We start from the raw sequence: 25,832 nt of genomic DNA, 5'->3' as shown, positions 1-25,832 counted from the left end.
TGACATAGCATAGGCACAAAAACCTGATCGCATCCTTTTACCAGTAAAAGGCTTTAACGACAAGAGCCCGGCGAATTATTGCCCCAAGCCGGCTGATGCTGCAGCAGCGAAGGATGACAGCAGATGGACCCCCTTTATTCCCTGGCATTGATGACCGGATTATTCGGTTCCGCCCACTGCATTGGCATGTGTGGCGGTATTGTTACCGCATTGTCGCTGACGGCTGATGGGCGCAACAGCGGCCCCTTGTTCCATCTGCTTTATAATGTCGGCAGAACCATCACCTACGGACTGATCGGCCTGGTGGTTGGCTGGCTTGGTGCGGCGCTGGCGCTGAGCAGCTCTTATCAGCAGGTGACCCTTGGTCTGTTGATTTTCAGTGATCTTCTTGTCATTCTTATTGGCCTTGGCAGCGCCGGGTTGTTCAAACGGATCAATCTCATGGCTCTTGAGTTTGCCGGCCCCGTTCAGTATCTCGCCCGTGCGGTCAAAGGGTTGCGTCGATTTCCGCCGGCGCTGTCAGCTTTGCCTCTGGGGTTGCTGTTCGGGTTTTTGCCCTGTGGCCTGTTATATGCCATGGCAATCACCGCCGCCGGTAGTGCTGATCCGCTACGCGGCGCCGTGACGATGATCGCTTTCGGGGTTGGCACCATTCCGTCTCTGTTTCTGGTCGGCGGCGCAGCCCAGTGGTTCAGCCGCAAACGCAACTGGATGCTTAAAGCTGCCGGCTTGCTGGTGGCCCTGATGGGCTGTTACAATCTGTTCCGGCATCTGACCATGGGTATCGTTTGTCACTAGCGCTAGCGGGCGTTTTTTAAAAACGATCTGGAGAAGTCGATGGAAGAATCAGTCAATAAAATCATTGTTCAGTTCTTGAATACACTTCATCTCAGTGGAAATTATGCCTGGATCATCCAGGCTTTTATCATTGTCCTGCTGACATCCTTTGTCAGTTATGGGGTCAAAAGGGTTTTTGACCGTCTCGAAAAAACGGCGCTGACCACCAAAACCTTCTGGGATGATTTGCTCATCAGTTCAGCCCGCAAGCCGGTGCGGATTTTTATCTGGCTCAATGGCCTGTTATGGGCGACTGAAGTTGTTCGTCAGGTTTCGAATGAGCCGATTTTTAATTTTATCGATCCGATCCGTGAAGTTTCCTTTATTGTGATCTTTGCCTGGTTTATGACCGGCTTGATCAATAAGGGTGAAGCGACAATTCAAAGCCCAAAACGCGTGGAAAAGCCCCTTGATGCAACAACCGCATCGGCTCTGGGCAAATTATTACGATTATCGGTGCTGATAACAACTGCACTGGTTGTCCTGCAGACATTGGGCTTCAGTATCTCAGGTGTTTTAGCCTTTGGCGGTATTGGTGGTATCGCTGTCGGTTTTGCCGCCAAGGATCTACTCGCCAATTTTTTCGGTGGCTTGATGATCTATCTGGATCAACCATTCAGGGTCGGCGATTGGGTGCGTTCTCCTGATAAGGAGATTGAGGGGACAGTTGAAAACATCGGCTGGCGTTTGACTTGTATCCGTACCTTTGACAAACGCCCTTTATATGTTCCCAATGCAACGTTCGCTACAATTTCTGTGGAAAATCCGTCGCGGATGACTAACCGGCGTATTTTTGAAAACATCGGGGTACGTTATGCCGATGGCAACAAAGTCGCCACGATCGTCAAACAGGTCAAAGAGATGCTGTGCGCGCATCCGGACATCGCCGCCGATCTGACAATGATTGTCAATGTTAATCGCTTTGCCGCTTCTTCCATCGATTTTATGGTTTACACTTTTACCAAAACCACCAACTGGGTGGAATTCCATGGTATCAAGGAGGATGTGATGCTTAAGATTATGGGAATCATTGAAAATAACGGTGCCGAAATCGCCTTCCCGACCCAGACGATTCACCTCGAATCACCGGAACCCGATCCACAGGAGCATTAACTCCAGGCTGTCGGGTCATCCTCATACTTAAATGCGTAAGGAGATAGGACTATATGGCAAAAGCAAGCGCGCGGCACATTCTGGTGCCGTCAGAGGCAGATTGTAATACCTTGAAAAAAATGATTGAAGCCGGTGAGGATTTTGCCGCTGTGGCGAAGCAACATTCAAAATGCCCCTCCGGTAAACAGGGTGGCGCACTGGGAGAATTTTTTCCCGGACAGATGGTCAGGGAGTTTGACGAGGTGGTTTTTTCCGGCGACATCGGCAAGGTTCTGGGCCCGGTCAAAACCCAATTTGGTTATCATCTGATTGAAATTACCAGCCGTACGGGGTGAAACCGGTCAGAATCATACCAAGTTCAACGTCCTTCCAGCGCATGGAGGAGGTCAAGCATTATCCGGTTTGCTGGAACAGGGATACCGTATTTCTCACCGAGCCTGACCACCTTGCCGGCAAACATGTCGACCTCGGTACGGCGCCCTGCTTCCACATCCTGAAGCATGGAGGTTTTGCCCACCGGTGACAAGGCATTGAGTACCGGCGGCCAGACCTCAAGATCCTGCTCGGTGAGATTGATTCCTTCCGCTTGTGCCAGGGTAATAACTTCCCGCATCAGGGTATCTACCACGGCGCGGGCACTGGCGGATTGCTGAAAAACCCCGTAAGGGGCCCGCAATATGGCCGAGGCCTGGTTGATGCCGACATTGACCATGAATTTCCACCACAACATCCGTAGCATGTCCGTTGGCGTTTCCCAGGACAGGTCGGCTTGGTCGAGGGCTTGCTGGACTGCGCTGACCAGGAGATCTTCCCCTTCATTCCAGGCTCTGCCGAAGATTAACCGGCCGACATTGGTAACGGTCACCTGACCTTTGTCACGGACCGCGTCAATGCCGACGGCAACACAGTAAAGCACCTGGCCGAAACCGCATCCGGCGGCGATCTGTTCTTCGCTGTCAAGCCCGTTCATCACCGCAAGAACGGCTGTTTCCGGGGCGACCTGAGAGCGAATCAGCGGCATGGCATCGGCTAGCTGATAATCCTTGAGGGCGACGATGACCAGATCAGCAGGGCCCCGGCATTGGGACGGGGTGATAACGTCCACGCGGAAGTGTTGGCCGTTGACCCGCAAGCCCTCCTCGCGTAAGGCTTTCCCTCTGGCTCCTTCGGCAGTCACCGCAACGGAAAATGTGCCTGCACTGATAAAGCGACTGGCATAAAAAGCACCAAGGGCACCGGCCCCGACAATAACGACTTTTTCAATGGAGCGCATATAAGTCTTCCTGAAAAACGGGAAATTTGCTGAGTTCAGCAGGGTTCAGGACGCTTTTTTACGCCGGAACAGTCCGGTTTTTAAACTCGAAACCCGATCAAGAAAGAGCAGGCCGTTCAGATGATCGATTTCGTGTTGGATGGCAATTGCCTCAAACCCTTCGGCGCGAATAACGCAGCGGGTGTTTTTTTCATCCTGATACTGGACAACAATTGCTTCAGCCCGGGTGACGTTGCCGGTATAGTCTGGAACTGACATACAGCCTTCACGGGCTTCGCACGACCCTTCGCGCTCAATGATTTCCGGGTTGACCATCTGCATCAAGCCATGATTTTCCTGTTTTTTTCCCAGTTTGCTGTTTGATACATCCACCACAACAGCCCGGCGCAGATCGCCGATCTGTGGTGCCGCAATGCCAACCGAATGGCCGGCCGCGACCATAGTGTCAACCAGATCCTGGAGCAGACTGTGTATAGAGTCATCAAATTTCTCTACAGGCGCTGAAACTTCTTTGAGCAGTGGGTCCGGATACACCAGAACGGTTTTTACAGCCATCAGTTACAACTCCACTGCTATCAATGAGCGTACAGAAATATCCACCTGCAATTCCTTCTTTAACTCTGTCATCCAGTTTTCCACTGTTTCGATTTCAATCAGTGGTGGCAGTACTGCTTCAATCATCATGATGTAGACTGGTCTTTCCGCCGTACCGATCAGCTTGGTGTTGAGGTCGGTAATATTGATTTGGCGCTCACCCAGAACCCTGGCGACCTGATAGACGATTCCCGGTTTGTCGGCACCGTAGACTGAAATCATGCACTGTTCACCCTCAAGATCGGGGCGAATCTCGCCACCGGGTTTCATGGTGCGGATGAAAACTGACAGGTTGGTCTCTTCGAGATGACGGAAATCCTCTTCGAATTGATCCTTGGAGGTGATGTGCGGGTTGGAGATGATCAGGATCATGGAAAATTGACCACCTAAGATCGAACAGCTTGAGTCGGCGATATTGAAGCCGAGGTGGAAGAGAATTTTGGTTACCTGGGCAACAATACCAGGACGGTCACGGCCAATAATGGTCAGGGCAAAATATTGCATGGCTCCTCCTTATAAATAAGAAACTGACAGAAATCGATAATGCCTGAATTGTAATAGGCAGGCAAGAGCAGGGGTTTTTTAGATTCGCAGGGGGGCGGATCTTTTTCCGATGACGGATATTATTGCTTCGGCGACAAAACAGGTAAAAGTTGAACTCACATCGTTATTCCGGCGAAAGCGGGAATCCAGTGAGATTTTAGGCTGTCAAAGAATGGATCCCCGATCCGCTGCAAAACAGATACTTTAATTTTTGACTGGTTCGATAGAACTTGCCAAGGGTCAACAGGTAACGCTAAAAATAGCCCGATACGGTTTTTTCGGGCTATGACCGACTGGAGTTTCCTGGATTGATAAAAGATCAACGGATAAATCATCAGATCGTTTTGAACCTGCACCTAAAGAGGGTTTTTTATGCCTGAACTACAACACGGGCTGATCTATGGAGCGTTTTTCTCCTATGTCGTAGCAGTGTTCCTTTATGTGTGCCATTTCCGCCGGCGTCTGACCTGGTTGTGGCGCAGTGCTTTTGTGATGGTACTCCTCGGTTTTGGGCTACAGACATTATGCCTGGCATTGCGCTGGATTATCGCCGGCTACCTGCCGATCACCAATCTGTTCAATACCCAGTTTTTTTTCAGCTGGTGTCTGGCAGCGACCTATCTGTACGTCGAATTACGTTACCGGATTCACGGCGCCGGCCTGTTTGTGATGTTTTGCTGTCTGCTGCTGTTTGCCAGTGTGCTGACCCGTGATCCGGCGATTCCACCCCTGATTGCGGCACTGGATACCCCCCTGTTTACTCTGCACGTGACTACTTCGTTTGCCGGCTACGCTTTTTTTGCCATGGCGTTTTCCATGGGGGTGCTGTATCTGGCGCAGCGCTGGGTCGGCAGTTCCCTGCTACCGGAACTGAAGCTGCTGCGCAAAATCAACGAGGAGGCGGTTTTTCTCGGCTTCTGTCTGTTCACTCTGTGCCTGATCTTTGGCGGCATCTGGGCCTATGTTGCCTGGGGGTATTACTTCTCCTGGAATATCAAGGGGGTCTGGTCAAGTTTGGTGTGGCTCTTTTACGGCGGCATGTGTCACGCCAAGTTCGTGCGGCGCTGGCAGGGCACCGGTTACGCTATCCTGTCGATCGCCGGTTTTGCCCTGGTTCTGTTTACCTATATCGGGATTGGTGTGCTGCTCAGCAGTAACCACCCCTTGACGTGATGGAGGTTGGGATGTCAGCAAACCTCTCATGGTTTCAGCGTCTTTGGTCGCTGCTCTGTTCGCTGAAGCTGGCGATTGTCCTGGCCAGTTGTGCTACCTTGATGGCAGTGGGTGGGTCATTATTGATGCCGGCAAACCCGCGGGTGTTTGCCCCCCTTGACGAGAAGATCCTCAAGGACTGGCTGGTTGACATTGCCCTCCAGTCGCCAGCCCTTACCTGGTGGGTGCCGGTGGCGGCAGTGCTGGTGCTGCTGCTTGGGTTAAACACCCTGTGCTGCGTGATTGACTGGTTGTTGCATCTCCGCTCGCGCTGGCGCAAAAGTGGCGAATATCTTATCCATTTCGGATTTTTTTTGATTGTCTGCGCTTTTTTGTGGGGCAATCTGGCCGGTTATCGCGCCGGCGGACAACCGATCTTTGTCGGTCAGAGGGTTGAATTACCCCCTTACGGGCTTGTTCTCAAGCTCGAGGAGGTGAAACCGCTGGCAGGCCCTGGGGGGCGCATCATGGAGCTGGCCAACACCTTGGCGCTGTATCGTGATGACTCATTGCTTAAACAGGTCGAGGCGCGGGTTAACCATCCCCTGACCTGGCGTGGGCTGGTGGTGATTCCGACCGATGCCGGTCAGGTCATGATGGGGGGGCGGTTGCGCACCTACAGTTTAATGACCGTCAACTATGATCCTGGTGCCAATCTGGCCCTGGCGGGGGCTGTCGCCATGGGGTGCGGCGTGCTGGTTGCATTGTTTTCCTTTTATCGCAAACGCTCCAGCGGAGACCATCCTGACATTGAGTAACCTTGGTCGGACACCTCTACTCGGCGATTATTATCGTTTTAGCGTGGGAGAAGCACGATGAAAAAACAAAATAGCCTGATCCTGACCATTCTGGTCGTGTTCGGTATTTTCACGAGCGCTGGTCCGCTCACGGCGCAGGAGTCCGATCCGATTGCGGTCAAGGTCGGTGGCGTAGGAACGAATCCGCTGACCCGTTCAGCGGCGGTGTTGCTTTATGCCGAGGCGGAGAATCTGGTCTTGCCGATTTTTATCGGCAGCACCGAAGCCGGTGCCATCAGCCGCTATCTGGATGGGGTACGCACACCGCGGCCGATGACCCATGATCTGATCAGCAATCTGCTGGATGTGTTCGATGGGCAACTCGAGCGGGTTATCGTCAGCGACTTTCGTGACAGTACCTATTTGGCGCTGCTGGTGGTCCGCGTCGACGACAAGATCATCCACATCGACGCCCGTCCCAGCGATGCCATTGCCGTGGCATTGAAACAGGGGGTGCCGATTGTTGTCGAACGCAGGGTGCTGGAAGCCCTTGGCTATCTGCACGATGGCGACGAATTTGTGCCACCGGCACATCCTCCGGCGTTAGAAGAGATTCCACCCACTGAGTGGATTTGAAGGAATGAGCCTATGAACTGGGCGGTACTGTGTGCCGCCGGACTGTTTGAAATCGGTTGGGCGCTGAGCCTGTCGTCGCCGTCCAGCTGATCAGCCTGGGGTTGATTATTGCTGGATTAATTGGGCTCAAGCTGACGCCACCGGGTTAGTATCCGGTGCCTCATTTGGCCTGCGCGCGCCAAGGAGTTAGGACTTAGCCGGCGGACGGAACCAAGGTCTGGACCCTGGCGCAGGCCGGTGGGATTGATGAGCAGCGTATCCTTATGTCCAGGGTCCATCGCGACCGGCGGATGATCGACTATATGGACTTTATCCTGACGGTTGAAGATTACCCCCGCGCCAAACCCCATCCTGACCCTTATCTGAGTGCTTTGCGCCGGTTCCAAGTGGCAGCCGATCAAGCTATCGTGGTTGAGGATTCCGCCCGCGGGCTCAAATCCGCTGTGGCGGCGGGGGTTGACTGTATTGTTGTACATAATGAGTTCACCGCCAGCCACGATCTCTCGGCAGCGACCCTGAAGATTGGCGATATTCGTGAGTTGTCGGTGATGATGAAGGCACTTATATAACGGGGCGGCTAAGCAGGCTGAAGCGGTGCCCAATGGACCTGTTTTTGAGAATCACGACACACAACGTTTAACGGTTAAAATGGAGAGCCCATGCGGATATTTCTGATCATGTTTATCCTGTTGTTTTCAGGCACAGTGTCGGCTTCAGCGCAGGAGTTGATTCAGGTTAAACCCTTGTACACCACAAACATGTCACCGATTATCCAGATTTATGGTCTGCCGGCGGCTGAAGCCGGCGATCTCACTGCCGTAGGGGAACTGTCATTACGGGTTGTTGCTGAAGTGGCGAGCCATTACACGAAAGATGATAAGGGCGCCGAATCGGTTCTTTTCGATGGAGAAACCAGCCGCGCCATTGTCTCCATGCGTTATGGTTTAGCCGAGAGGTGGGAGGTTGGCGTTGATGTGCCGATGATCTCCCATGATGGTGGTATGCTCGACAGTTTCATTGAAGGTTGGCACGATTTCTTCGGTCTGCCGCAAGGGGGACGAGACCGTGCCAGTCGCGATCAATTGCGGTACTATTACCAGCGCAACGATTCGGCCGCCCTCGATTATTCGGGCAGTAACGGCGGTGTTGGTGATCTCGCCCTGTTTGCTTCCTACCAGTTGCTCGCTGCTGAACCGGCTGCGCGCCGCGGTGTCGCCCTGCGCACCGGCATCAAATTACCGACCGGCAACAGCAGCCGTCTACGTAGTAGCGGCGCAATGGATGCCCATTTACGGTTAACCGCCAGTGATGCCGAGACCTTGGGTGAGTGGAACACCACTCTGTTCGCCAGTGGCGGGGTCTTGTGGCTGGGCAAGGGGGATGTTCTGGAAGATCAGCAGCGCCGCTGGGTCGGCTTTGGCTCGATTGGTGTCGGCTGGATGCCGTTATCCTGGGTCGATTTCAAGCTGCAGCTTGATGGTCATACCTCCTTTTACGACAACAGCAATTTATCCGAGATCAACGCATCTTCGTTGCAGCTGGGGATCGGCGGTTCATTGCATTTTTCCGAGCAAGTCAGCCTGGATCTGGCGGTCATCGAGGATGTTGTCGTTGGTAGCGCCGCTGATGTAGTGTTCCACAGCGCCTTGAATTGGCGATTTTGAGGGTTATGATAAGGCGATCGCTATGGGAGAAATCTGCAAATTCTGTCAGGCCGTGAATCTATGTTTGTAAGTCATGATGATCTACTGTGGATGTTAAGACAAGTCTACGGTCAAAGATTCAGACAGGAAGAACTGATCCGTAGATTCAGCAACCGTGGCATGTCCAGTTTATTGCCATATGTTGCTGGAATCGAATCACTCTACAATCATCATGATGATAAGACGGACGTTCTAAACAAAGCGGTTCGTGCTTTAGCCGCCAGGATCAACCGGGAGATTGATTCTGATCTTTTTCCAACCACAATAGCCTTTGCTGATTTGCAAGATCAATTGCTGCCGACCCTTATCCGTTCTATCGAGGATGAGGATTCTTCTGCCTTGGAAAAAGGGGCGCGGGTCAGCGTGCGGCTGGATAGTGACAGTCGTTATGTCAGACCCGGCAGCGAAGGTTTTATCACCGAAAAATGCAATGGTTCCTCGAGGATCCGGTTTTACTTTGCGGCCGGGCCCTATGGTACTGATACCTTATCAATCGAGATTGCTGATCAGGAGATTCAGCTGTTGACGGTTGAAAAACTTATTGCGCGGCACGGCGATGTTCCGGGCGTGGCACAGTATTTCTATAACGATTCCTTTTTAAGGGCGATGAAATCCAGTCTTGATCCCGCCGTCTATTCTTTTAGCTCCAACCTCGCTGTTCAATTCCTGCTTGATGCGGGTTTCCTGAAGGTTGATGGTGACGAACTTGCCGGTGTTCCGGACCGGATTTTCCCCGTGCTTGCCCCCGGCTTTGATCGAGCCTACCAGGATCCGAGCCTGTTCAGTTCTCCAACCTTGTCCTGTCCGCCATCCGAGCGCAAAGCCCACGTCTTGCGTTTGGAGTTAACCACCGGCTGTGATTATAATCGTTGCACCTTCTGTTCTGAATATACTGACCTGCCGGCAGTGACTAAATCTTTCGATCAATTCAAGGACCATGTCGACCGGGTGGCTGATATTATTGGTTCAGAAAAATCTCGGATCCAGCGGCTGTTTATCGGCAGCGGCAATTCCCTGGGGGTGGATACCGGGTTGCTGGTGCGATGCCTGGGTTACGCAACCGACGTTTTTAAGCCCGAGAAAATTTCCCTGTATGGCCGGACAACGTCAATCCTGGAAAAGTCCGCTGACCAGTTGAACCGACTCAAGCAAGCCGGGTTGTCCCTTATTTACTGGGGGCTGGAAAGCGGTTCTGATGAGATTCTGCATTATATCCACAAGGATTGCACCCGCGATGACATGATCGAAGCGTCGAAAAAATTGGCCGCAGTGGGCATCGAGGTGTCTGCGATGTTGATGCCGGGGGTGGGTGGCCTGAAGTTTTCGCAACAGCATATTGAGGGAACCCAGAAACTGTTGCACAATATGGACATTAAATATCTGACCCTGCTCTCGATTAACCCCTCAGAGTCTTCATTGTACGAAAAAAACATGCAAGCCGAATCTGACAATCGGCATTTAACCCCCTATGAGGTCAATGCCCAGGTTTACCAGTTACTTGCAGGCCTGAAGCCGATGGGATTTTACATCGGCATGTTCACCGAAGAAATTGATCAGGCCAGCAGCAATACCAAACGCTTTAATTGCCAATTTACCGAGGCCAATAAGGAATTTTTGTTACGGGAATTCTGGAATGCGTAGGGGCAAAAATCTTTCGCCTCTGTCGTTGGTTTTGTGAATAGGCTTTTAGTCTGTCCCTCAACAGTGTAGTATGCCAAGCTCATGACATTCTAAGAGTGTGATTATTATGTATAACATAAGGAGGTTTTCATGTCGGTTAATAAGGTCATTCTGGTAGGCAATCTGGGGAAAGACCCGGAACTTCGTTATACCCCGTCCGGCACGGCAGTGGCGACATTCTCGCTGGCGACCACAGAGCGCTACAAGGATCGTGAAGGTCAAAGGCAGGAAAAGACCGAGTGGCATAATATTGTCGCCTGGCGGCAACTGGCGGAAATCTGTGGCAAGTTTCTCCACAAGGGGAAACAGGTCTACATTGAGGGGAAAATCCAGACTCGTTCCTATGACGATCGTGATGGTAACAAGCGCTATATTACCGAGATTGTGATGGACCAAATGCAGATGCTTGGCAGCAAGGATGACGGACAACAGGGTGGCGGCGGTTACGGAGCCCAGCAGGACAGCGGCTCGTCTGCGCGCGGTGGCCAGCAGAAGTCGGCGGGCAGTTCGCGCGGGGAGGAGTTTGAAGAACCGGCATTTAACCCCGACGACGAAATTCCATTTTAGTCGAAGGTGAACCAAATAAAAGTGTAAACTATAAAGCGCAGCCTATTAAGGTTGCGCTTTTAATTTTCCTGCACGCATCAGGTGACCAATATCATTTTTTTGAGGAGAGGATCTGAGATCAGAGATGTCCCTACGTTTGGCCAGTTACAACATTCACCGTTGTTACGGACGTGCCGGGTTCTACGATCCGGAAAGTATCAAGGCAGTTCTTGACACCCTTGATGCTCACATTATCGCTCTGCAGGAGGTGGAACTGCTGCATCGCGACCCTGGTCTGCTCGACTTTCTCTGTGTCGGCAAACCCTGGCAGGCCCTGCACGATATCACCATGAACCGCACCAGCGGTCACTACGGTAACGCATTGTTAACCTCTTTACCGATACTCTCCATAGAGCGTCACGATCTCAGCGTTGCCGGCAGAGAACCACGGGGCGCGCTGCATGTTATTTTGGATAATCATGGGAAAAAAGTTGAGGTGATGGCAACCCATCTGGGCTTACGGCCTGCTGAACGGCGCGCGCAGATTCAGGCGTTACTGCAGCGGCTACAGGCATCTCCGGGAGAGCATACCAAGGTGTTGCTCGGGGATCTGAACGAGTGGTTTCTATGGGGGCGGCCGCTGCGGTGGTTACAACGGAATTTTTCAGCTACGCCTGCTCCGCGCACCTTCCCTGCGCGCTGGCCGTTGTTTGCCCTCGACCGAATCTGGGTCAAACCGCGGAGAAAATTAGTGCGATTGAGTGTGCCACGCAGTCCTCTGATCCGCCGGGCATCAGACCACTTACCGCTGGTCGCGGAGCTGTGTGATTGACTGGTTTATAAATGCAAAATAGCTAACCTCCTGATTTATCGAAGCCAATGCTTAAGTTCACTCCTGTCTTTTTCTGTAAAAATACACACCCGTTGCCGCTGTCGAATCCGCTTCAATGAACACTGGAGCGTGGCGCAGTGGACATTGATATATATACAGCCGGTGATAGACTTTCCTGATAATCACAAACTCAGGAATTATATGAATCAGGGTCCATTCAGACATGACCGCATGCGCAAACAATCACCGTTATTGGCCATTTCTGCCAGTGTGCTTTTCGTCGCGCTGCTGCTGGCAGTGATGGTCTATTTCGATGTTCATGAACAGCTGCTGCAGTTGCTACGCTGGGTCGATACCAAAGGGGCGTGGTCGGCGTTGCTGTTCATCCTGATTATGGCAGCTGTGGTTGTGCTGGTGCTGCCGGGGGTGCTGCTGACCACCGGTGCTGGTTTTGTTTTCGGCGTAGTCGAAGGTTCCATCTATGTCGTTATTGGGACAACCCTCGGTGCAACCTTTGCGTTTTTGATTGCTCGCTATCTTTTTGGACAGAGAGCACGATCTTTTGTCATATCCCGAGCTAAATTACGCCTGTTAAGTGACGAGCTCACACCGCAGGGGTGGAAGATCGTGCTACTGACGCGCTTGATCCCTTTTTTTCCGGGCAAGCTTTCTAACTATTTTTTCGGCTTGACGTCATTTTCGTTGCCCGGATTTGTTGCCGGTTCGCTGCTCGGTTTTGTCCCTTTTTCTATTCATAATGTCTATCTCGGTTCCATTGCTGTTGATATCAGCGCGCAAGCCGTCGGAAGTCTGGATCGTTCACCTCTGGGATGGGTTGTGTACGCGGCTGGTTTTCTAGCCACCGTCATCGCAGTTATTTACTTTAACCACCTCGCTCGTCGTGCATTGAAAAAATATATGAGTCATGGCAGCGGTGAGGAGGAACCATTTTGAGTGTGTTCAGGTGGTTGCCATGGCGTTTTTTTGTTCGCCGCATTGCCCGGAGCAAGGGGTTTCTCGACCCGTTCGCTCTGCTGGCTCGGCTGCACAGCTTTGCCCAGCCATCGGAAGTTGCTGAACCGATCGAACTGTTGCGTGCCGGAGTCGTATTTCATGCCCGCGGCCTGATTAACAGCCGGGTTATTCAGCATAATCTTGACTGGGTCTGGCCTTATTGGATCGAGCGGCAGTTTGATCCCCATGATGTGTCATTCATTCCACGGGCTTTTTCCCTGACCCACATCAATTTGACTCACCGCAACTGGACAGCTGTAGGTTATCCCGATTGCACGGAATTGCCGATTGTCGACCCCCGGGGCCTGCTTACCCCCTTCCATGATGGCTGGTCAATCGATTCCTGGCTGATCTGCGAAGATGGGCGATCTCTGCTGCCGTCACGTGCCCCCGAGTGCCGGCAACGACAGGATCTTGTCCCTGATGTTTGCATCACCACGGAAACACAAGGTTCAGGGTTACAGCTGACCAGCAAAGCCTGGGTACAGCTCGAAGAGGGGTTGCCGGTATGCAAATTGCGGTTGCAGGCCTGCACCGACAGCGATGCCCGGTTGGTATTGGCACTGCGCCCTTATAACCCCGAGGGAATCAGCTTCATTCACGAAATTAGTCTGTCAGATGAGCGCACCGCCTGGATGATCGATCAGACCCACCGGGTCAAATTCAGCAGTCCCGTCAAACACCACCAGGTTTCCGATTATCACAAGGGTGACGTTTTCATTCACCTGAGCGATCCGATGGAACAAACTGCGGGTCGCTGCGCCGTCGGTATGGCGACGGCGGTGGCACTGTTCCCGGTTAAAGCAGGTGCTACAGCTGATGTGACCGTCACTATACCACTCACGCCTGCTGGTCCAACAGGTGAACATCTTGTTCCAGATGCGTGGCACAAGGAGAAGCAAGGGCTGTGTAAACTCACCTGCCCGGAACCGCGCTACCAGTTTCTCTACGACGCTGCAGTCACCTCGTTGATTCTGCATTCGCCTGATGATGTCTATCCCGGCCCCTTTACCTACAAGCGTTTCTGGTTCCGTGATTCAGCTTTTATTATTCACGCGCTCCTCTGCGTTGGTCTGACCAGTCGCGCCGAACGTGCACTGGCGCGTTTTCCGAAACGTCAAACGGTGCTGGGATATTTCCGTTCCCAAGACGGAGAGTGGGATTCCAATGGGCAGGTGCTATGGATTCTCAAGCGCTATTTTGATTTGACCGGACAGCCGTTTGACCCGATCTGGCTAAAATCGGTTAAGAGCGGGGCGCGCTGGATTATGCGCAAGCGGCTTGCCGACGATCAAGGCCCCCCACATGCCGGACTGTTGCCGGCCGGTTTCAGTGCTGAACATCTGGGCCTTAATGACTATTATTATTGGGATGATTTCTGGGGGATCGCCGGCCTGCGCGCGGCAGCGACCATGGTTCAGGAACTGGACCTCGACCATGGGCGGGAGTTTGCTAAAGACGCCGACGCTTTCGCGGCGGCGGTTGAACGCAGCCTGGCTGGTTGTGCCGTGCGCCTGAAGCGTCCGGCCATGCCGGCGTCTCCCTATCGCCGTCTGGATGCCGGCGCGATCGGTTCACTGGCCTTCGGTTATCCAACCCAGCTCTGTGCCGCAGATGATCCCCGTCTTCTCGACTGCGTCGAGTTTCTGTTCGATCACTGCTTCGTCAATGGTGCCTTTTATCAGGATATGATTCATTCCGGCCTTAACGCCTACCTGACCCTGCACGTGGCGCAAATAATGTTGCGTGTCGGCGATGCGCGCTACCTTGAACTGATGGATGCCGTTGCCGCCCTGGCAACTGCGACCGGACAATGGCCGGAGGCGATCCACCCGCACACTGGGGGCGGCTGTATGGGTGATGGTCACCATGTCTGGGCGGCGGCTGAATGGGTCTTGATGGTGCGTAACTGTTTTGTCCGCGAAGAAGGTGAACAGCTGATCCTGGCGGCTGGGGTGCCTGAGCGCTGGCTTGCACACAGTGCGCCGATCCATTTTGGTCCGGCTCCAACAACCTTTGGCCCGGTATCCCTGAGTATCACGCTGGATTCCGGTCATTCGCCACGAATCGAATGGCGGGGTGACTGGCATCACAACGAGCCCCCGATTGAAATCCGACTGCCCGGTTTCGAGACGACATCTGTTGCCGCCGGCAGCGGATCGGTTATCCTGAGCAGAAAGGAATCATGATGCATGAATATACTTATTATCACCAATACCTTCACCCCGCACGTCGGCGGTGTGGCTCGCTCGGTGGAAGCGTTCGTTGCGGAATACCGCAAGCGTGACCATCGGGTGCTGGTCGTGGCTCCTGACTTTCCTGACATGCCGCAGGACGAAATTGACGTCGTGCGGATCAATGCCATTCAACACTTTAACGCCAGTGATTTTTCCGTCGCGTTGCCGATTCACCCGCATCTGACTAAAGCTATTGATGATTTTAATCCCGATATCGTTCATTCACAGCATCCTTTCCTGCTGGGGCTCACCGCATTGCGCCTGGCACGTCATCGCGGGCTGCCGTTGGTGTTCACTCACCACACCCTGTATGAGCAATATACCCACTATGTGCCGGGTAATTCCCCTAGGATGAAACGCTTTGTCATTGAGCTTGCTACCAGCTATGCCAATCTCTGCGATCAGGTTTTTGCTCCCAGCGAGAGCATCTGTGACCTGTTGGGCAAGCGTGGCGTCACGGCACCCATCACTGTGGTGCCGACCGGGGTGCGTTTGGACAGTTTCGCCAGCGGTGAAGGCGCCGCATTTCGCAAGCAGTTGAATATTCCGCAGGACGCCTTCGTTGTTGGTCACCTGGGACGACTGGCGCAGGAAAAGAACCTGGCGTTTCTGGCGCGAGCGGTCGCAGATTTTGTCAGTCGTCATCCACCAACACATTTTCTGGTGGTCGGAACCGGCCCCTCCATAGATGCTATTCGAGAGATATTTACCCGATCCAAATTGGCACAAAGGTTACACTTCGCCGGTATTCTGCAGCAGCAACAGCTAGCAGATGCATTACATGCGATGGATCTGTTTGCCTTCGCTTCAACCAGCGAGACCCAGGGTATGGTGTTGACCGAAGCCATGGCGGCCGGTTTGCCGGTGGTCGCCCTTGATGCTCCAGGTGTGCGCGAAGTGGTGAAGGACAAAGACAACGGCAGGTTGTTGCACGATACCTCAGTGGCAGCTTTCAGTGCCGCCTTGCAGTGGGTGTACGAACGGACTACCCAGCAACGTCGTGCTCTGCAACAGTCAGCACTTGCCACGGCCTACGATTTTTCCATGCCTATTTCCGCAGATACGGCTCTGACCTGCTATGCAACCCTCAGCGAACAGCTACAGGTTAAAGCTGATGCTGATGCTGATGTAAGCAATCTGGATGAGATTTTGACCTATATCAAAACCGAGTGGGACATCCTTAAAAGCTTTGCAAGAGCAGGCGATTCTGCCATCGATACCCACCTTTTTTCAGAAAAAGATTGATATGACAGGTCGTATGGAAAACATGCTCAGGCACCTCCGTCGTGTTTTCAGCCGCAGTGTCTGGTTGGCGCGGCTTTTACGCCTTCCGGCTTCAGAAGGATCATCAACCCGTCCCGGGTTAATCATGGTTCAGATTGACGGGCTCTCGCAATGCCAGTTTGAACAGGCTGTTGCGCGCGGGGAAATGCCCCTCTTACGCCGTTTGATCCAGCGCGAGGAGTATCAGTCCCACGCGCACTATTCAGGGCTGCCATCGACCACGCCGGCGGTTCAATCAGAACTCTTTTATGGTGTCAAAGGTGCGGTGCCGGCGTTCTCTTTCAGGGATCATGAATCAGGTCACATTGTTCGCATGTATGAGCCGGAAGCGGCTGCAAAGCTTGAAGAACATCACACCAAAACCGGTAACAGTCCATTGCTTCAGGAGGGCAGCGCCTATTCCGATATCTTTACCGGTGGTGCCGCAGAATCGCACTTCTGTCCCTCATCAATGGGTTGGGGTGCAACCCTCCGGGCAGCCAATCCCCTGGTGGTGCTGGCGTTTCTGTTTGCCAATCTTTACAGTTTGCTCCGGGCTGCAGTTTTGCTGCCGCTGGAACTGGGATTGGCGCTGTTTGATTTCGCCCGTGGACTGGTTCGCGGTCAGGATTTTATCAAAGAATTGACTTTTATCCCGACGCGGATCGGCATCTGTATTCTGTTACGTGAATTCTGTGTGATTGGCGCCAAGATCGATATCAGCCGCGGCTTGCCGATCATCCATATCAACTTACTCGGTTATGACGAACAAGCTCATCGCCGCGGGCCGAATTCGCTCTTCGCCCACTGGACGCTCAAGGGAATCGACGACGCTGTCGCCCGTTTGTGGCGAGCTGCCAACCACGCCCCATGGCGTGACTACGAGGTCTGGATTTATTCCGATCACGGTCAGATCAAAGTCCGCCCCTTTGACCAGGTTCAGGGGTATCCACTGGTTGAGGCCGTCAAGGCAACTTTTGCAAAATTGAATATCGCCCCTGAGAATATCCATGCCGAAAGTACCAGTAGCGTTCAGACCAGGCGGATTCGTCTTCTGGGGGGTAACACCATTCAGCGCTTGTTTTCTGTCCTTGATGGAAATGGCAATATTCCGTACGACATTCAACCGATCATGACCGCTTTGGGGCCAGTCGCGCACCTCTACATGGAAAAAGAAATTGCGCAGACAGAAAAAGCGAGCATCGCTGCTGAACTGGTACAGACTCACCAGGTTCCCGTCGTCATTAGACAGATCGCGCCTGGCAGGTTTCGCGCCTGCACCGCAACGGCTGAATTCCAAATGCCGGAGGATATCATCGCCCTGTTTGGTGCAAATCATCCATTTATAGATGCTCTTGGTGATGATCTGCTGCGTCTGTGTGAACATCCGGATGCCGGTGACTTTATATTGCTGGGCTGGTGTGACGGAGTAACTGCCCTGTCTTTTGCGGAAGAGAATGGCTCCCATGGCGGTATCTCGCCTGAAGAGACCAACGGGTTTGCACTGTTGCCCAGGGATACCTGGTTGCCTGCGCGTGAATATAGCTACCTGCGCCCAGAGGATCTGCACAAGGCGGCGTTACATTATCTTGATCGGTCGTATGAAGGGAAAACTTTCAGTCGTCCGGGCGATGAACCCGTACCTGGAAAAATTACTTAAAAATTAAAAAAAGTGAGATAATCATCTGTTTAGATATTCCTCTTTACCACAATCTTTAAAGGGGGCATCGTTGCCCGCCATGTTGCGACAGCTTTTTATCTTCAGTGCCCATAACAAGCGTCTACTGCTTATAACGGCAGGCATTTGCCTTTTGTGGAGTGGCACGCTGGTGGGGCTCTGGTTAGCTATTGAATTCCTGCAAATGACAGCCATCGGGTGGTCTGAGGTCTTTGTGCTGGTGCAGCTGTATCTGGCGGCGCAGATTATTCTGCCGGCCATCCAGTTGCAACCAGAAAAGCGCAATCGCGGATTTTATCTGTTCTGGCTGCTGCTTCTGGTTGCGCTGATCTGGTTGGTCAACCGTTTGTCAGTTGCCGAGCCCCGGTTGCTGGTGAGCGCCCTGGCCTCGGGTTTGCTGCTGTTTACCGGAACCCTGGTTGGTGTTGCACTGGCCCGTTACGTCAAGCGCCTGTGGGAAGTGCTTCCTTTGTGTCTGGTAATGATGCTCGCCGATTTTTCCAGCTGGGCAATTGGTCCAACGGCTGAGTTTGCCCGGGAGATAGAGGCCTACTATCTGGACCCTGTTGGCTCACCGCCTTTAATCGATATGGTGCTGGTCAAATTTTCCTATCCGGGGGCACCAGATCTGGTGCCTGTATTCGGCGTGTCCGACTGGATCATGGTTGTTTTCTTTGCTGCGTTGGCACGGCGTTACCGGATGAATGACAACCTGCTCGGCCCACCGCCAGGGTCTTATCCCGATCGATTATGTTGGCGCTATCTGCCGGTATCGGCTCTTGCCCTGTTTGTGGCGATCATGCTCGCCCACACCAGCGGTTCCTTTATTCCAGCCCTGCCGCTGATTGTCCTGGTTGTGGTTGTTTTTTACCTGCTGCGTACCCTGCCACAAAAGCTGTTCAGGACGAAGAACTGACATGGCTTTTAAGATGGTCAAAATGGCTCTGGTTGCGCAGGTCCTGTTCACCGCAATAGTGAGGATATATTTATGGTCTTCGTCGTGCAGCGACAGCGCCTGATGCCAGTTGTCGTCAGCCTGATTTTCAGTTGGAACGATCGGCAGACAACAGCCGTAACTATTTACCACTGTCCTTGCGCAGGGTCGGGGGGGCTGTGACAAGGGTGTTTGTCGCCATGGATGGCGACAACAAGCGGTCAGGGATGACCCAACGGGAAACAATCGCGTCCCTTGACATAGGACGCGAAGATCCGGTGCTGAACAGATACGAATAATAAAGACTTGTGGATCCACGGAAAACACGGAAAAAGCAATTAAAACGCAACAACAGTTCCCTGAAAAGGGGACCCTGTGGTTTTATGCTCCCGCTTCTGGTTTCCCGTGTCTTGCGGCGCTTTAATATTATCAGAATCGTAACATTTAATGGATATAGGCCTCGGTGACATAGCGGCGCATCATCACATGGGTGTTGAAGTAATAGGCGTTTTTGCCGATGGCGTTTTTCATCAGCTGAATCCATCCGGCACGATCGTCGAAAAACAGCGGGATGATAATTTTCTCAAGTTTGTTATACATGTCTTCGAGATCTTCATCAGCATGGCTATTGCCGTCTTTAATGTCTTGCGGGGCCGGTCCGATGGCCCAGCCGGTGACTCCTTCAATGTGGCCCTCGATCCACCAGCCATCGAGAACGCTGAAGTTGGGAACGCCATTCAGGGCGGCTTTCATGCCGCTGGTGCCCGAGGCTTCAAGGGGCCGCATGGGGTTGTTGAGCCATAAGTCGACGCCGGGGATAAACTGGGCCGCTGTTTCCATGTTGTAATTTTCCAGATAAACCAGGGCAATGGAGCCACGCATCTGTTCGGCCTGCTGGATTATGTGCTGGATGACCTTTTTCCCTTCATTGTCCTGAGGGTGGGCTTTGCCGCCGAAGACAAACTGGAGTTTTCCCGCACCCATATCGAGCAGGCGGTCCAGGTTGCTGAAGATCAGGTCGCCGCGTTTGTAGGTGGCAGCGCGGCGGGCAAAACCGATGGTCAAGAGATCGGGATCAAGCAGGGTGCCGGTCTTCTCGTGGATATACTGAAAAAACAATGCTTTGGCACCGTAGTGGGCGTCCCAGATCTCATCATCAGGGATGGTGTCAACCCGTACCAGCAGTTCCGGTTCGTTGGCCCAGCCAGGCAGGTAGCGGTTGAACAGTCTGACCATGAAGGGGGAACACCAGGTGTAGGGGTGAATACCATTGGTGATGGCGTGAATCTGAAAGCCGGGGAACATGTTCTGGGAGATTTGACCATGGCGTTTGGCAACGCCATTAATGAAACGGCTTAAGTTCATCCCCAGCATGGTCATATTGAGCTCGTCCTCGCCGGCAAACTTCTTGAGCGTGGCCAGGGGAATATCCCCCGGCAGAATCTTTTCCACCAGATCATAGGGGAAGCGGTCGTGGCCGGCGGGAACCGGGGTGTGAGTGGTAAAAACACACTGTTCAGCGACCTCGCCGATACTGCTGGCGCTGAAATCATCTGAATGGTCGCCCAGGTTCAGGCGGGTCTGGTTGAGCAGTTCCAGCGTCAGCAAACTCGCATGACCCTCGTTCATGTGGTACTTTTTGATCGAAAAATTCATCGCCTGCAGGATGCGGGCACCACCAATCCCGAGGATAATTTCCTGCTTGAGGCGCAGCGCCTGATCACCACCATACAGATGATCAGTGAGGTGCCGATCCTGATCGTCATTGCCGGGAATGTCGGTGTCAAGAAAAAGCACCGGAACTTCACCACCGGCAGGGCTCTTAACCCGGTAGAGCCAGGCCTGGATCTTGACATCACGCTGCTCAATACTGATCAGTGCCTTCTGGGGGAGCAGCTGCAGGTAGCGTTCCGGTGCCCAGTTGATGTCGTGTTCGTGTTGCCAGCCGGTGTGGTCAAATTCCTGGCGGAAATACCCTTTGCGGTACAGCAGGGTCACGGCAACCAGCGGAATACTGAGATCGGCGGCGCTTTTGATGGTATCGCCGGCGAGCACGCCGAGACCGCCACTGTAGGTGGGGATGTCGGCGTTCAGGCCGATCTCCATGGAAAAATATGCGATTCGTTGATTCTGGATATAGATATTGCGCCGTTCCATGAAGGCTCCTTATTATATGAAGAATGGAAGCCAGCCAACCATCAGGGTCACAGCTCAAGGATAACAAAAGGCGGGAGATCCTCAAGCGGATCTGGTAGCATTACAGCTGAACAAATTCGCTTTGGTGATAGATCAACACAACATCTTTGGCTATAGAGGCAAACAATCGTGAACAACTTCCCATTCAGCGCCATTGTCGGCCAGCAGGGGATGAAGATGGCGCTGTTGCTCAACGCTGTTGATCCCTCCATCGGCGGCGTCCTGATCCGCGGCCATAAGGGCACCGCCAAATCGACGGCGGCGCGGGCACTGGTGACATTACTGCCACCCATTTCCGTGGTGGCGGGTTGTCCCTATCATTGCCCACCCGATCAGCCGCAACAGATGCACCGGGAATGCCTGGAAGCTTATCAGCTAAAGCAAGAACTCCCCCCCGCAATTGTCGCAACGCCCTTGGTTGAGCTGCCGTTGGGAGCAACAGAAGACCGGTTGGTCGGCACCCTGCACCTGGAAAAAACCCTGCAGAGCGGTGAGCGTCATCTTGAGCCGGGTTTGCTGGCGGCGGCGAATCGCGGCATTCTTTATGTCGATGAGGTCAATCTGCTGGAAGATCATCTGGTTGATCTGCTCCTGGATGCCGCTGCCTCCGGCATCAACCGCGTCGAGCGTGAGGGACTCTGCGTCACCCACCCGGCGCGGTTTATGTTGATCGGCACCATGAATCCGGAAGAGGGGGAATTGCGCCCGCAGTTTCTCGACCGTTTTGGTCTGTGTGTGACCGTCTCCGGACTCGAAGACCCAGCGCAACGGAGGGAACTGTTACAGCGCCGTCTGGCCTATGAACAGAACCCTGCCGACTTTGTCGCTGACTGGTCCGGGCAGGACGCCTTTCTGACGGAGCAGGTCAGGGCGGCTCGGCAGCGCCTGGCGGATGTCTTCATCCCCGCGCAGATCTATACACTGATAACCGATCTGGCCCTGTCCCTTGGCGTCCAGGGACACCGGGCCGATATTGTTCTGCTCAAGGCGGCCCGGGCCCATGCCGCACTGCGTGAGCAAGAGCAGATCGATCAGCAGGATCTGCGCGAAGTGGCCTGGCTGGCGTTGCCCCATCGCCTGGCCGGTCCCTCTTATCCTGATACTCGGCGGCTTGATGAAGCCCTGCTGCCGTTTTTCACTGATAAGGATCAGCAAGGACAGGATGCTGAAGCGGTTTCGGCTGTGGTAGCGCTGGACGATCTGGATTGCCTGCAGAATGATTACGAGTTTCCCGGAGCGGCAGCAGCCGGCAGCATGCTGTTCGAGACCTTTAAAAAAAAAGTCCGGAGCAATACCTTTTTCTGAATGATGAAGCTGTTGATCCCCTGACGATCGAACTCCAGGCTTTTTCTTCAGCGACTAGCACCAAATGTCGCCGTCAATCCATCGCCAGTCGTAATGGCCGACATCTGCGCAGTGAGCCCTTGACCGGTAAGCATCCGGGAGTGCTGCTGGACCCTTCAGCGACGGTGCGGGCGGCTTTGTTGCGGGCGGCGCTGACCCGACAACCGCTGCGGCTGGAGTTAGCAGATCTGCAGCGCAAAGTGTGCCGGCGGCAGCAACAGTCATTGGTTATTTTTGTCGTCGATGCGTCGGAATCGATGGCGACCGGCGCAAGGCAGCGGATGCTGGCGGCGCGCGACGCCATTTTCGGGTTGTTGACCGGCGCCTATCAGCGCCGCGACCAGGTAGCCCTGGTTGCGTTCCGGGGAGAGAAGGCCGAAGTCCTGTTGCAGCCGACCGGTAGCATTGCTCTGGCCCGCGAACGTTTGCGTCACCTTGCCATCGGTGGTGCTACCCCCTTCAGTGATGGCTTGCAGCGGGCGCACCGCTTGATAGCAGCCGCCCAGCGGCGTCAGCCTTTGCTGGTACCTACTCTGATCATTATCTCGGATGGCGAAGCCAACATTCCCCTGAAGGCGGGGGGCAATGTCATGGATGAATTGTGGCAGCTGGCAGGTCAACTGGCCGGAATGAAGATTGCGGCGGTGATTATCGATACCAGCACTGTTGCCGGTGGCAGCCATGTCCTGCGGCAATTGGCGCAGGTGTTGGGCGGGGTCTATCAACGCATCCGTGATTTGCAGGCCCGACAGCTTTACAGCATTGTTCGTCAGCTGGACTGAGCGACCACAAATCCCCTCGTTTAGCAGGCGGATGGTCCACTCTGCTACCTCGTCACAACGCTGTTGATTCGAGTCAAGCTCTGCTGCCATCAGTTCAAGGATACCAAGTGCAGCCTGCCGTGCCGTGCAAGCCTATCGATGACGCGCTGCGCCAACTTAAAACGTACCACATAGATCACTTTTATGGCCTCCTCCTGGGTCGTCTGTCGGGTTTTGGCCCTTGCCTGCTGATAGCTACAAGAATAATGCACAATGGCAATCTATGTTATACACTACATGGATCCAGAACAATTTCCATCGATCAAATCATACCTGCAGCTGTTGAGCAGATGACGGAGGTGATCATGAGTGCAGGCCATATCCTTGCTATTGATCAGGGGACAACCAGTACCCGGGCGATGCTTTTTTCGGTAACCGGGCACTGCGACATTGTTGCCCAGCAGGATTTGCAGCAACATTATCCCGCCGATGGCTGGGTTGAGCATGACCCGGAGGAAATCTGGCAGGCGGTGGTCAATGTCTGTCGTCAGGTGCTGGCGCAGGCGGCGCAAAAAGGAATTCAGGTGGCCGGAATCGGTATCACCAATCAGCGTGAAACCACGGTGGTCTGGGATCGTACCACATCAAAGCCGGTTTATAATGCCATCGTCTGGCAGGACCGGCGCACCGCTGACTTCTGTCATGACTTGCGCCGCGCCGGCCATGAGGAGCAGGTGACCAGGGCGACCGGACTGTTGCTCGACCCCTATTTTTCCGCAACCAAATTACACTGGATTCTCGATCAGGTGCCGGATGCACGTCAGCGTGCCGAGGCCGGTGAGTTGGCTTTCGGAACGATCGACTCTTTCTTGTTGTGGCGTCTGACCGGTGGTCGCATGCATGCCACCGACGTCACCAATGCCTCGCGCACCATGCTTTACAATATTCATCAGTTGCAATGGGATGCGGCGTTGCTGGCATTGCTTCAGATTCCGGTTGCTGTACTGCCCCAGGTAAAAGAATGTGCCGATGACTTCGGCACAACTGATCCGGAACTGTTTGGAACAGCGCTGAGGATTGGTGGAATTGCTGGAGATCAGCAGGCGGCGGCTATTGGTCAGGGATGTCTCGACGCGGGGATGATCAAGAGTACCTATGGAACCGGCTGCTTCATGTTGCTGAATACCGGCAAGGAAGCTTTTCGCTCACAACACCGCCTGCTGACCACCATCGCCTATCGCATCAATGGGGAAACCAGTTACGCCCTGGAAGGGTCGATCTTTGTCGCCGGTGCGGCGATTCAGTGGTTGCGCGATGGCCTTAAACTGATCCGCAAAACCAAAGATATTGAAGAACTGGTGGCTGCCCTGCCGTCCAACCGTGGGGTCTATATGGTGCCGGCCTTTACCGGACTGGGGGCTCCTCATTGGGATCCCCATGCGCGCGGCGCGATTTTCGGGTTAACCCGCGATACCGGAATCGCTGAAATCGCCCGGGCGACACTGGAATCGGTGGGTTATCAGACTGTCGATCTGATGACGTCGATGAAAAAAGATGTTAATACCGGTTCCTGGACGTTGCGGGTTGATGGCGGGATGGCCGCCAATGACTGGTTTCTGCAGTTTCTTGCCGACCTCCTTGATATGCCGGTGGAGCGCCCGCATAACACCGAAACAACCGCTTTGGGTGTTGCGTGGCTGGCGGCAGTGCAGTTCGGACTGTTGCCATCCCTGACCGCCGCCGCGAAGTATTGGCAATGTGCCAGTCCCTTTGCCGCACAGATTGATTCATCTGCACGGGCAGAATTGTTGCGTGGCTGGCAGAATGCGGTGTCACGGGTAGCTAGTGGGAGGACTTAGGGAGTGGGGAGTGGGGGCTTACGGGCGGCGAGGACGATTTTTCTTGAGAAGGCACGTTTGGCCTGACCATCAAGGTGAATAGGGGCGGGAACAAGGCCGCAGTCCTGGAGCAGTGTGGTGATTTGCCGGTGGGTGAAGATCTGTTTGTGGCCATAACGGATGGTCGAGTAGAACTGACTTAAAAATAACGGGAGAGTGCCACTGCTTAAGCGATTAACGACCTGGCTGAGGCGGTAGCTGAATACCTCACGATCGGGGGTGTCGAGACAGAGCAGCCCGCCGGGTTTGAGCAGTGCCACTGCTGCAGCCAGGGTGGAATGTGGATCATCGACGTGTTCAATCACGTCCCACAGGGTGATCAGGTCGAAGCTTCCTGCGTAGCTGGATTGCCAGTAGGCATCCTCTGCCAGGTGTGGACTTAGTTCAAGATCGTTGGTTTCGCGGGCATAGGCGCGGCGTAATGCGCTCGGTTCAATGCCCAGTGCTGACGCTCCCTGCTGCTGCAACAGCAGGATAAACTGGCCGAGACCGGCGCCGATGTCGAGGGTCATGGCCCCAGCGAGGGAGCAGTGTTGCTCCACCAGTTGCAGTCGCAGGGGGTGGAGGTGCTTGCCCTCATCGATGCGTGATGCAATATAACGGCGTCCGGCAGAACTTAAGTTGGTGCTTTCTTCGCCGGCACTGCCGTCAAGCTGGTTAAGGAAATGAAAATCACAGTGGGGGCAACGGTAGATTGCCCCTTTGTCCAGGCGATAGGTCGGGGTGCTGCCGTCCTGGCCACACAGTTTGCAGCGGCTGAAGGGATCCTGGTAAGTTGGCATAGCTATGATTGATCATAAA

Annotated in this window: 24 protein-coding genes; 19 read left to right on the top strand and 5 right to left on the bottom strand. The window is 53.8% G+C overall.

Features of this window, described 5'->3' with window-relative positions:
- Window positions 1-123 precede the first annotated feature (123 nt).
- From AC6F7T_RS04365 to AC6F7T_RS04355, 3 genes are read left to right on the top strand one after another with little or no spacing between them, the layout of a single operon-like run.
- Window positions 124-798, top strand: a complete 675-nt coding sequence (locus AC6F7T_RS04365) for an urease accessory protein UreH domain-containing protein (protein ID WP_500716776.1) — start codon at window positions 124-126, stop codon at window positions 796-798.
- A 39-nt stretch (window positions 799-837) separates the two neighbouring features.
- Window positions 838-1,950, top strand: a complete 1,113-nt coding sequence (locus AC6F7T_RS04360; protein WP_500716775.1) for a mechanosensitive ion channel domain-containing protein — start codon at window positions 838-840, stop codon at window positions 1,948-1,950.
- Between the two features lie 53 nt (window positions 1,951-2,003).
- Window positions 2,004-2,285 (top strand): peptidylprolyl isomerase, encoded by a 282-nt coding sequence (locus AC6F7T_RS04355; RefSeq protein ID WP_500716774.1) that lies wholly within the window; start codon window positions 2,004-2,006, stop codon window positions 2,283-2,285.
- Between the two features lie 23 nt (window positions 2,286-2,308).
- Here the strand turns inward: AC6F7T_RS04355 and AC6F7T_RS04350 are convergent, their stop codons facing one another.
- The 3 genes from AC6F7T_RS04350 to AC6F7T_RS04340 are packed head-to-tail and all read right to left on the bottom strand — an operon-like array spanning window position 2,309 to window position 4,321.
- On the bottom strand, window positions 2,309-3,223 hold the full coding sequence (locus AC6F7T_RS04350) for a 2-dehydropantoate 2-reductase (RefSeq protein WP_500716773.1): 915 nt from the start codon (window positions 3,221-3,223) through the stop codon (window positions 2,309-2,311).
- Between the two features lie 45 nt (window positions 3,224-3,268).
- Window positions 3,269-3,778 carry a peptide deformylase gene (gene def / locus AC6F7T_RS04345; protein ID WP_500716772.1) on the bottom strand — a complete coding sequence of 170 codons (510 nt, stop codon included), beginning with the start codon at window positions 3,776-3,778 and terminating at the stop codon, window positions 3,269-3,271.
- A gap of 3 nt (window positions 3,779-3,781) precedes the next feature.
- Window positions 3,782-4,321, bottom strand: a complete 540-nt coding sequence (locus tag AC6F7T_RS04340; RefSeq protein ID WP_500716771.1) for an ACT domain-containing protein — start codon at window positions 4,319-4,321, stop codon at window positions 3,782-3,784.
- Between the two features lie 411 nt (window positions 4,322-4,732).
- Here AC6F7T_RS04340 and ccsA point away from each other — a divergent pair, with 411 nt between their 5' ends.
- The 13 genes from ccsA (at window position 4,733) to AC6F7T_RS04275 (ending at window position 18,814) form a co-directional block, all read left to right on the top strand.
- Window positions 4,733-5,533, top strand: coding sequence for a cytochrome c biogenesis protein CcsA (ccsA, locus tag AC6F7T_RS04335; protein ID WP_500716770.1), 801 nt, complete (start codon window positions 4,733-4,735; stop codon window positions 5,531-5,533).
- An 11-nt stretch (window positions 5,534-5,544) separates the two neighbouring features.
- Complete coding sequence (locus AC6F7T_RS04330) at window positions 5,545-6,330, top strand: hypothetical protein (protein ID WP_500716769.1); 786 nt, start codon at window positions 5,545-5,547, stop codon at window positions 6,328-6,330.
- Window positions 6,331-6,387: 57 nt separating this feature from the next.
- Window positions 6,388-6,945, top strand: coding sequence for a bifunctional nuclease domain-containing protein (locus AC6F7T_RS04325; protein WP_500716768.1), 558 nt, complete (start codon window positions 6,388-6,390; stop codon window positions 6,943-6,945).
- A 263-nt stretch (window positions 6,946-7,208) separates the two neighbouring features.
- Window positions 7,209-7,514: an HAD-IA family hydrolase gene (locus AC6F7T_RS04320; RefSeq protein WP_500716767.1), complete on the top strand. Its 306-nt coding sequence runs from the start codon at window positions 7,209-7,211 to the stop codon at window positions 7,512-7,514.
- A gap of 90 nt (window positions 7,515-7,604) precedes the next feature.
- Entirely contained in the window at window positions 7,605-8,609 is a 1,005-nt protein-coding gene (locus AC6F7T_RS04315) for a DUF3187 family protein (protein WP_500716766.1), read from the top strand.
- Between the two features lie 159 nt (window positions 8,610-8,768).
- The gene (locus tag AC6F7T_RS04310) at window positions 8,769-10,289 is read left to right on the top strand and encodes a radical SAM protein (protein ID WP_500716765.1); all 1,521 of its coding nucleotides are present in this window, start codon (window positions 8,769-8,771) and stop codon (window positions 10,287-10,289) included.
- A 129-nt stretch (window positions 10,290-10,418) separates the two neighbouring features.
- Window positions 10,419-10,895 carry a single-stranded DNA-binding protein gene (locus AC6F7T_RS04305; RefSeq protein WP_500716764.1) on the top strand — a complete coding sequence of 159 codons (477 nt, stop codon included), beginning with the start codon at window positions 10,419-10,421 and terminating at the stop codon, window positions 10,893-10,895.
- Window positions 10,896-11,019: 124 nt separating this feature from the next.
- Window positions 11,020-11,706, top strand: a complete 687-nt coding sequence (locus tag AC6F7T_RS04300; RefSeq protein WP_500716763.1) for an endonuclease/exonuclease/phosphatase family protein — start codon at window positions 11,020-11,022, stop codon at window positions 11,704-11,706.
- A 201-nt stretch (window positions 11,707-11,907) separates the two neighbouring features.
- Window positions 11,908-12,660: a VTT domain-containing protein gene (locus AC6F7T_RS04295; protein WP_500716762.1), complete on the top strand. Its 753-nt coding sequence runs from the start codon at window positions 11,908-11,910 to the stop codon at window positions 12,658-12,660.
- Entirely contained in the window at window positions 12,657-14,909 is a 2,253-nt protein-coding gene (locus AC6F7T_RS04290; RefSeq protein WP_500716761.1) for a hypothetical protein, read from the top strand. Before AC6F7T_RS04295 ends, AC6F7T_RS04290 begins: the two co-directional genes overlap by 4 nt.
- Window positions 14,910-14,912: 3 nt before the next feature.
- A complete protein-coding gene (locus AC6F7T_RS04285) occupies window positions 14,913-16,202 on the top strand; it encodes a glycosyltransferase (RefSeq protein WP_500716760.1) in 1,290 nt (429 codons plus the stop codon).
- Between the two features lie 22 nt (window positions 16,203-16,224).
- The gene (locus AC6F7T_RS04280) at window positions 16,225-17,880 is read left to right on the top strand and encodes an alkaline phosphatase family protein (RefSeq protein ID WP_500716759.1); all 1,656 of its coding nucleotides are present in this window, start codon (window positions 16,225-16,227) and stop codon (window positions 17,878-17,880) included.
- A gap of 79 nt (window positions 17,881-17,959) precedes the next feature.
- Complete coding sequence (locus AC6F7T_RS04275; protein WP_500716758.1) at window positions 17,960-18,814, top strand: hypothetical protein; 855 nt, start codon at window positions 17,960-17,962, stop codon at window positions 18,812-18,814.
- A gap of 462 nt (window positions 18,815-19,276) precedes the next feature.
- Here AC6F7T_RS04275 and glgP read toward each other — a convergent pair whose 3' ends face one another.
- A complete protein-coding gene (glgP, locus tag AC6F7T_RS04270; RefSeq protein WP_500716757.1) occupies window positions 19,277-20,989 on the bottom strand; it encodes an alpha-glucan family phosphorylase in 1,713 nt (570 codons plus the stop codon).
- A gap of 168 nt (window positions 20,990-21,157) precedes the next feature.
- Between glgP and AC6F7T_RS04265 the strand changes: the two genes are divergently transcribed.
- From AC6F7T_RS04265 to glpK, 3 genes are all read left to right on the top strand, one after another.
- Window positions 21,158-22,333: an ATP-binding protein gene (locus tag AC6F7T_RS04265; RefSeq protein WP_500716756.1), complete on the top strand. Its 1,176-nt coding sequence runs from the start codon at window positions 21,158-21,160 to the stop codon at window positions 22,331-22,333.
- Between the two features lie 119 nt (window positions 22,334-22,452).
- A complete protein-coding gene (locus AC6F7T_RS04260; RefSeq protein WP_500716755.1) occupies window positions 22,453-23,154 on the top strand; it encodes a VWA domain-containing protein in 702 nt (233 codons plus the stop codon).
- A 344-nt stretch (window positions 23,155-23,498) separates the two neighbouring features.
- Window positions 23,499-24,992 carry a glycerol kinase GlpK gene (gene glpK / locus AC6F7T_RS04255; RefSeq protein ID WP_500716754.1) on the top strand — a complete coding sequence of 498 codons (1,494 nt, stop codon included), beginning with the start codon at window positions 23,499-23,501 and terminating at the stop codon, window positions 24,990-24,992.
- Here the strand turns inward: glpK and AC6F7T_RS04250 are convergent.
- Window positions 24,989-25,813, bottom strand: coding sequence for a methyltransferase domain-containing protein (locus tag AC6F7T_RS04250; RefSeq protein WP_500716753.1), 825 nt, complete (start codon window positions 25,811-25,813; stop codon window positions 24,989-24,991). The genes glpK and AC6F7T_RS04250 overlap by 4 nt on opposite strands.
- Between the last annotated feature and the right edge of the window lie 19 nt (window positions 25,814-25,832).

This window comes from Pelovirga sp., assembly GCF_059864205.1.
The sequence above is the reverse complement of the archived record's forward strand: the minus strand, read 5'-3'. Positions and strand labels throughout refer to the sequence as shown.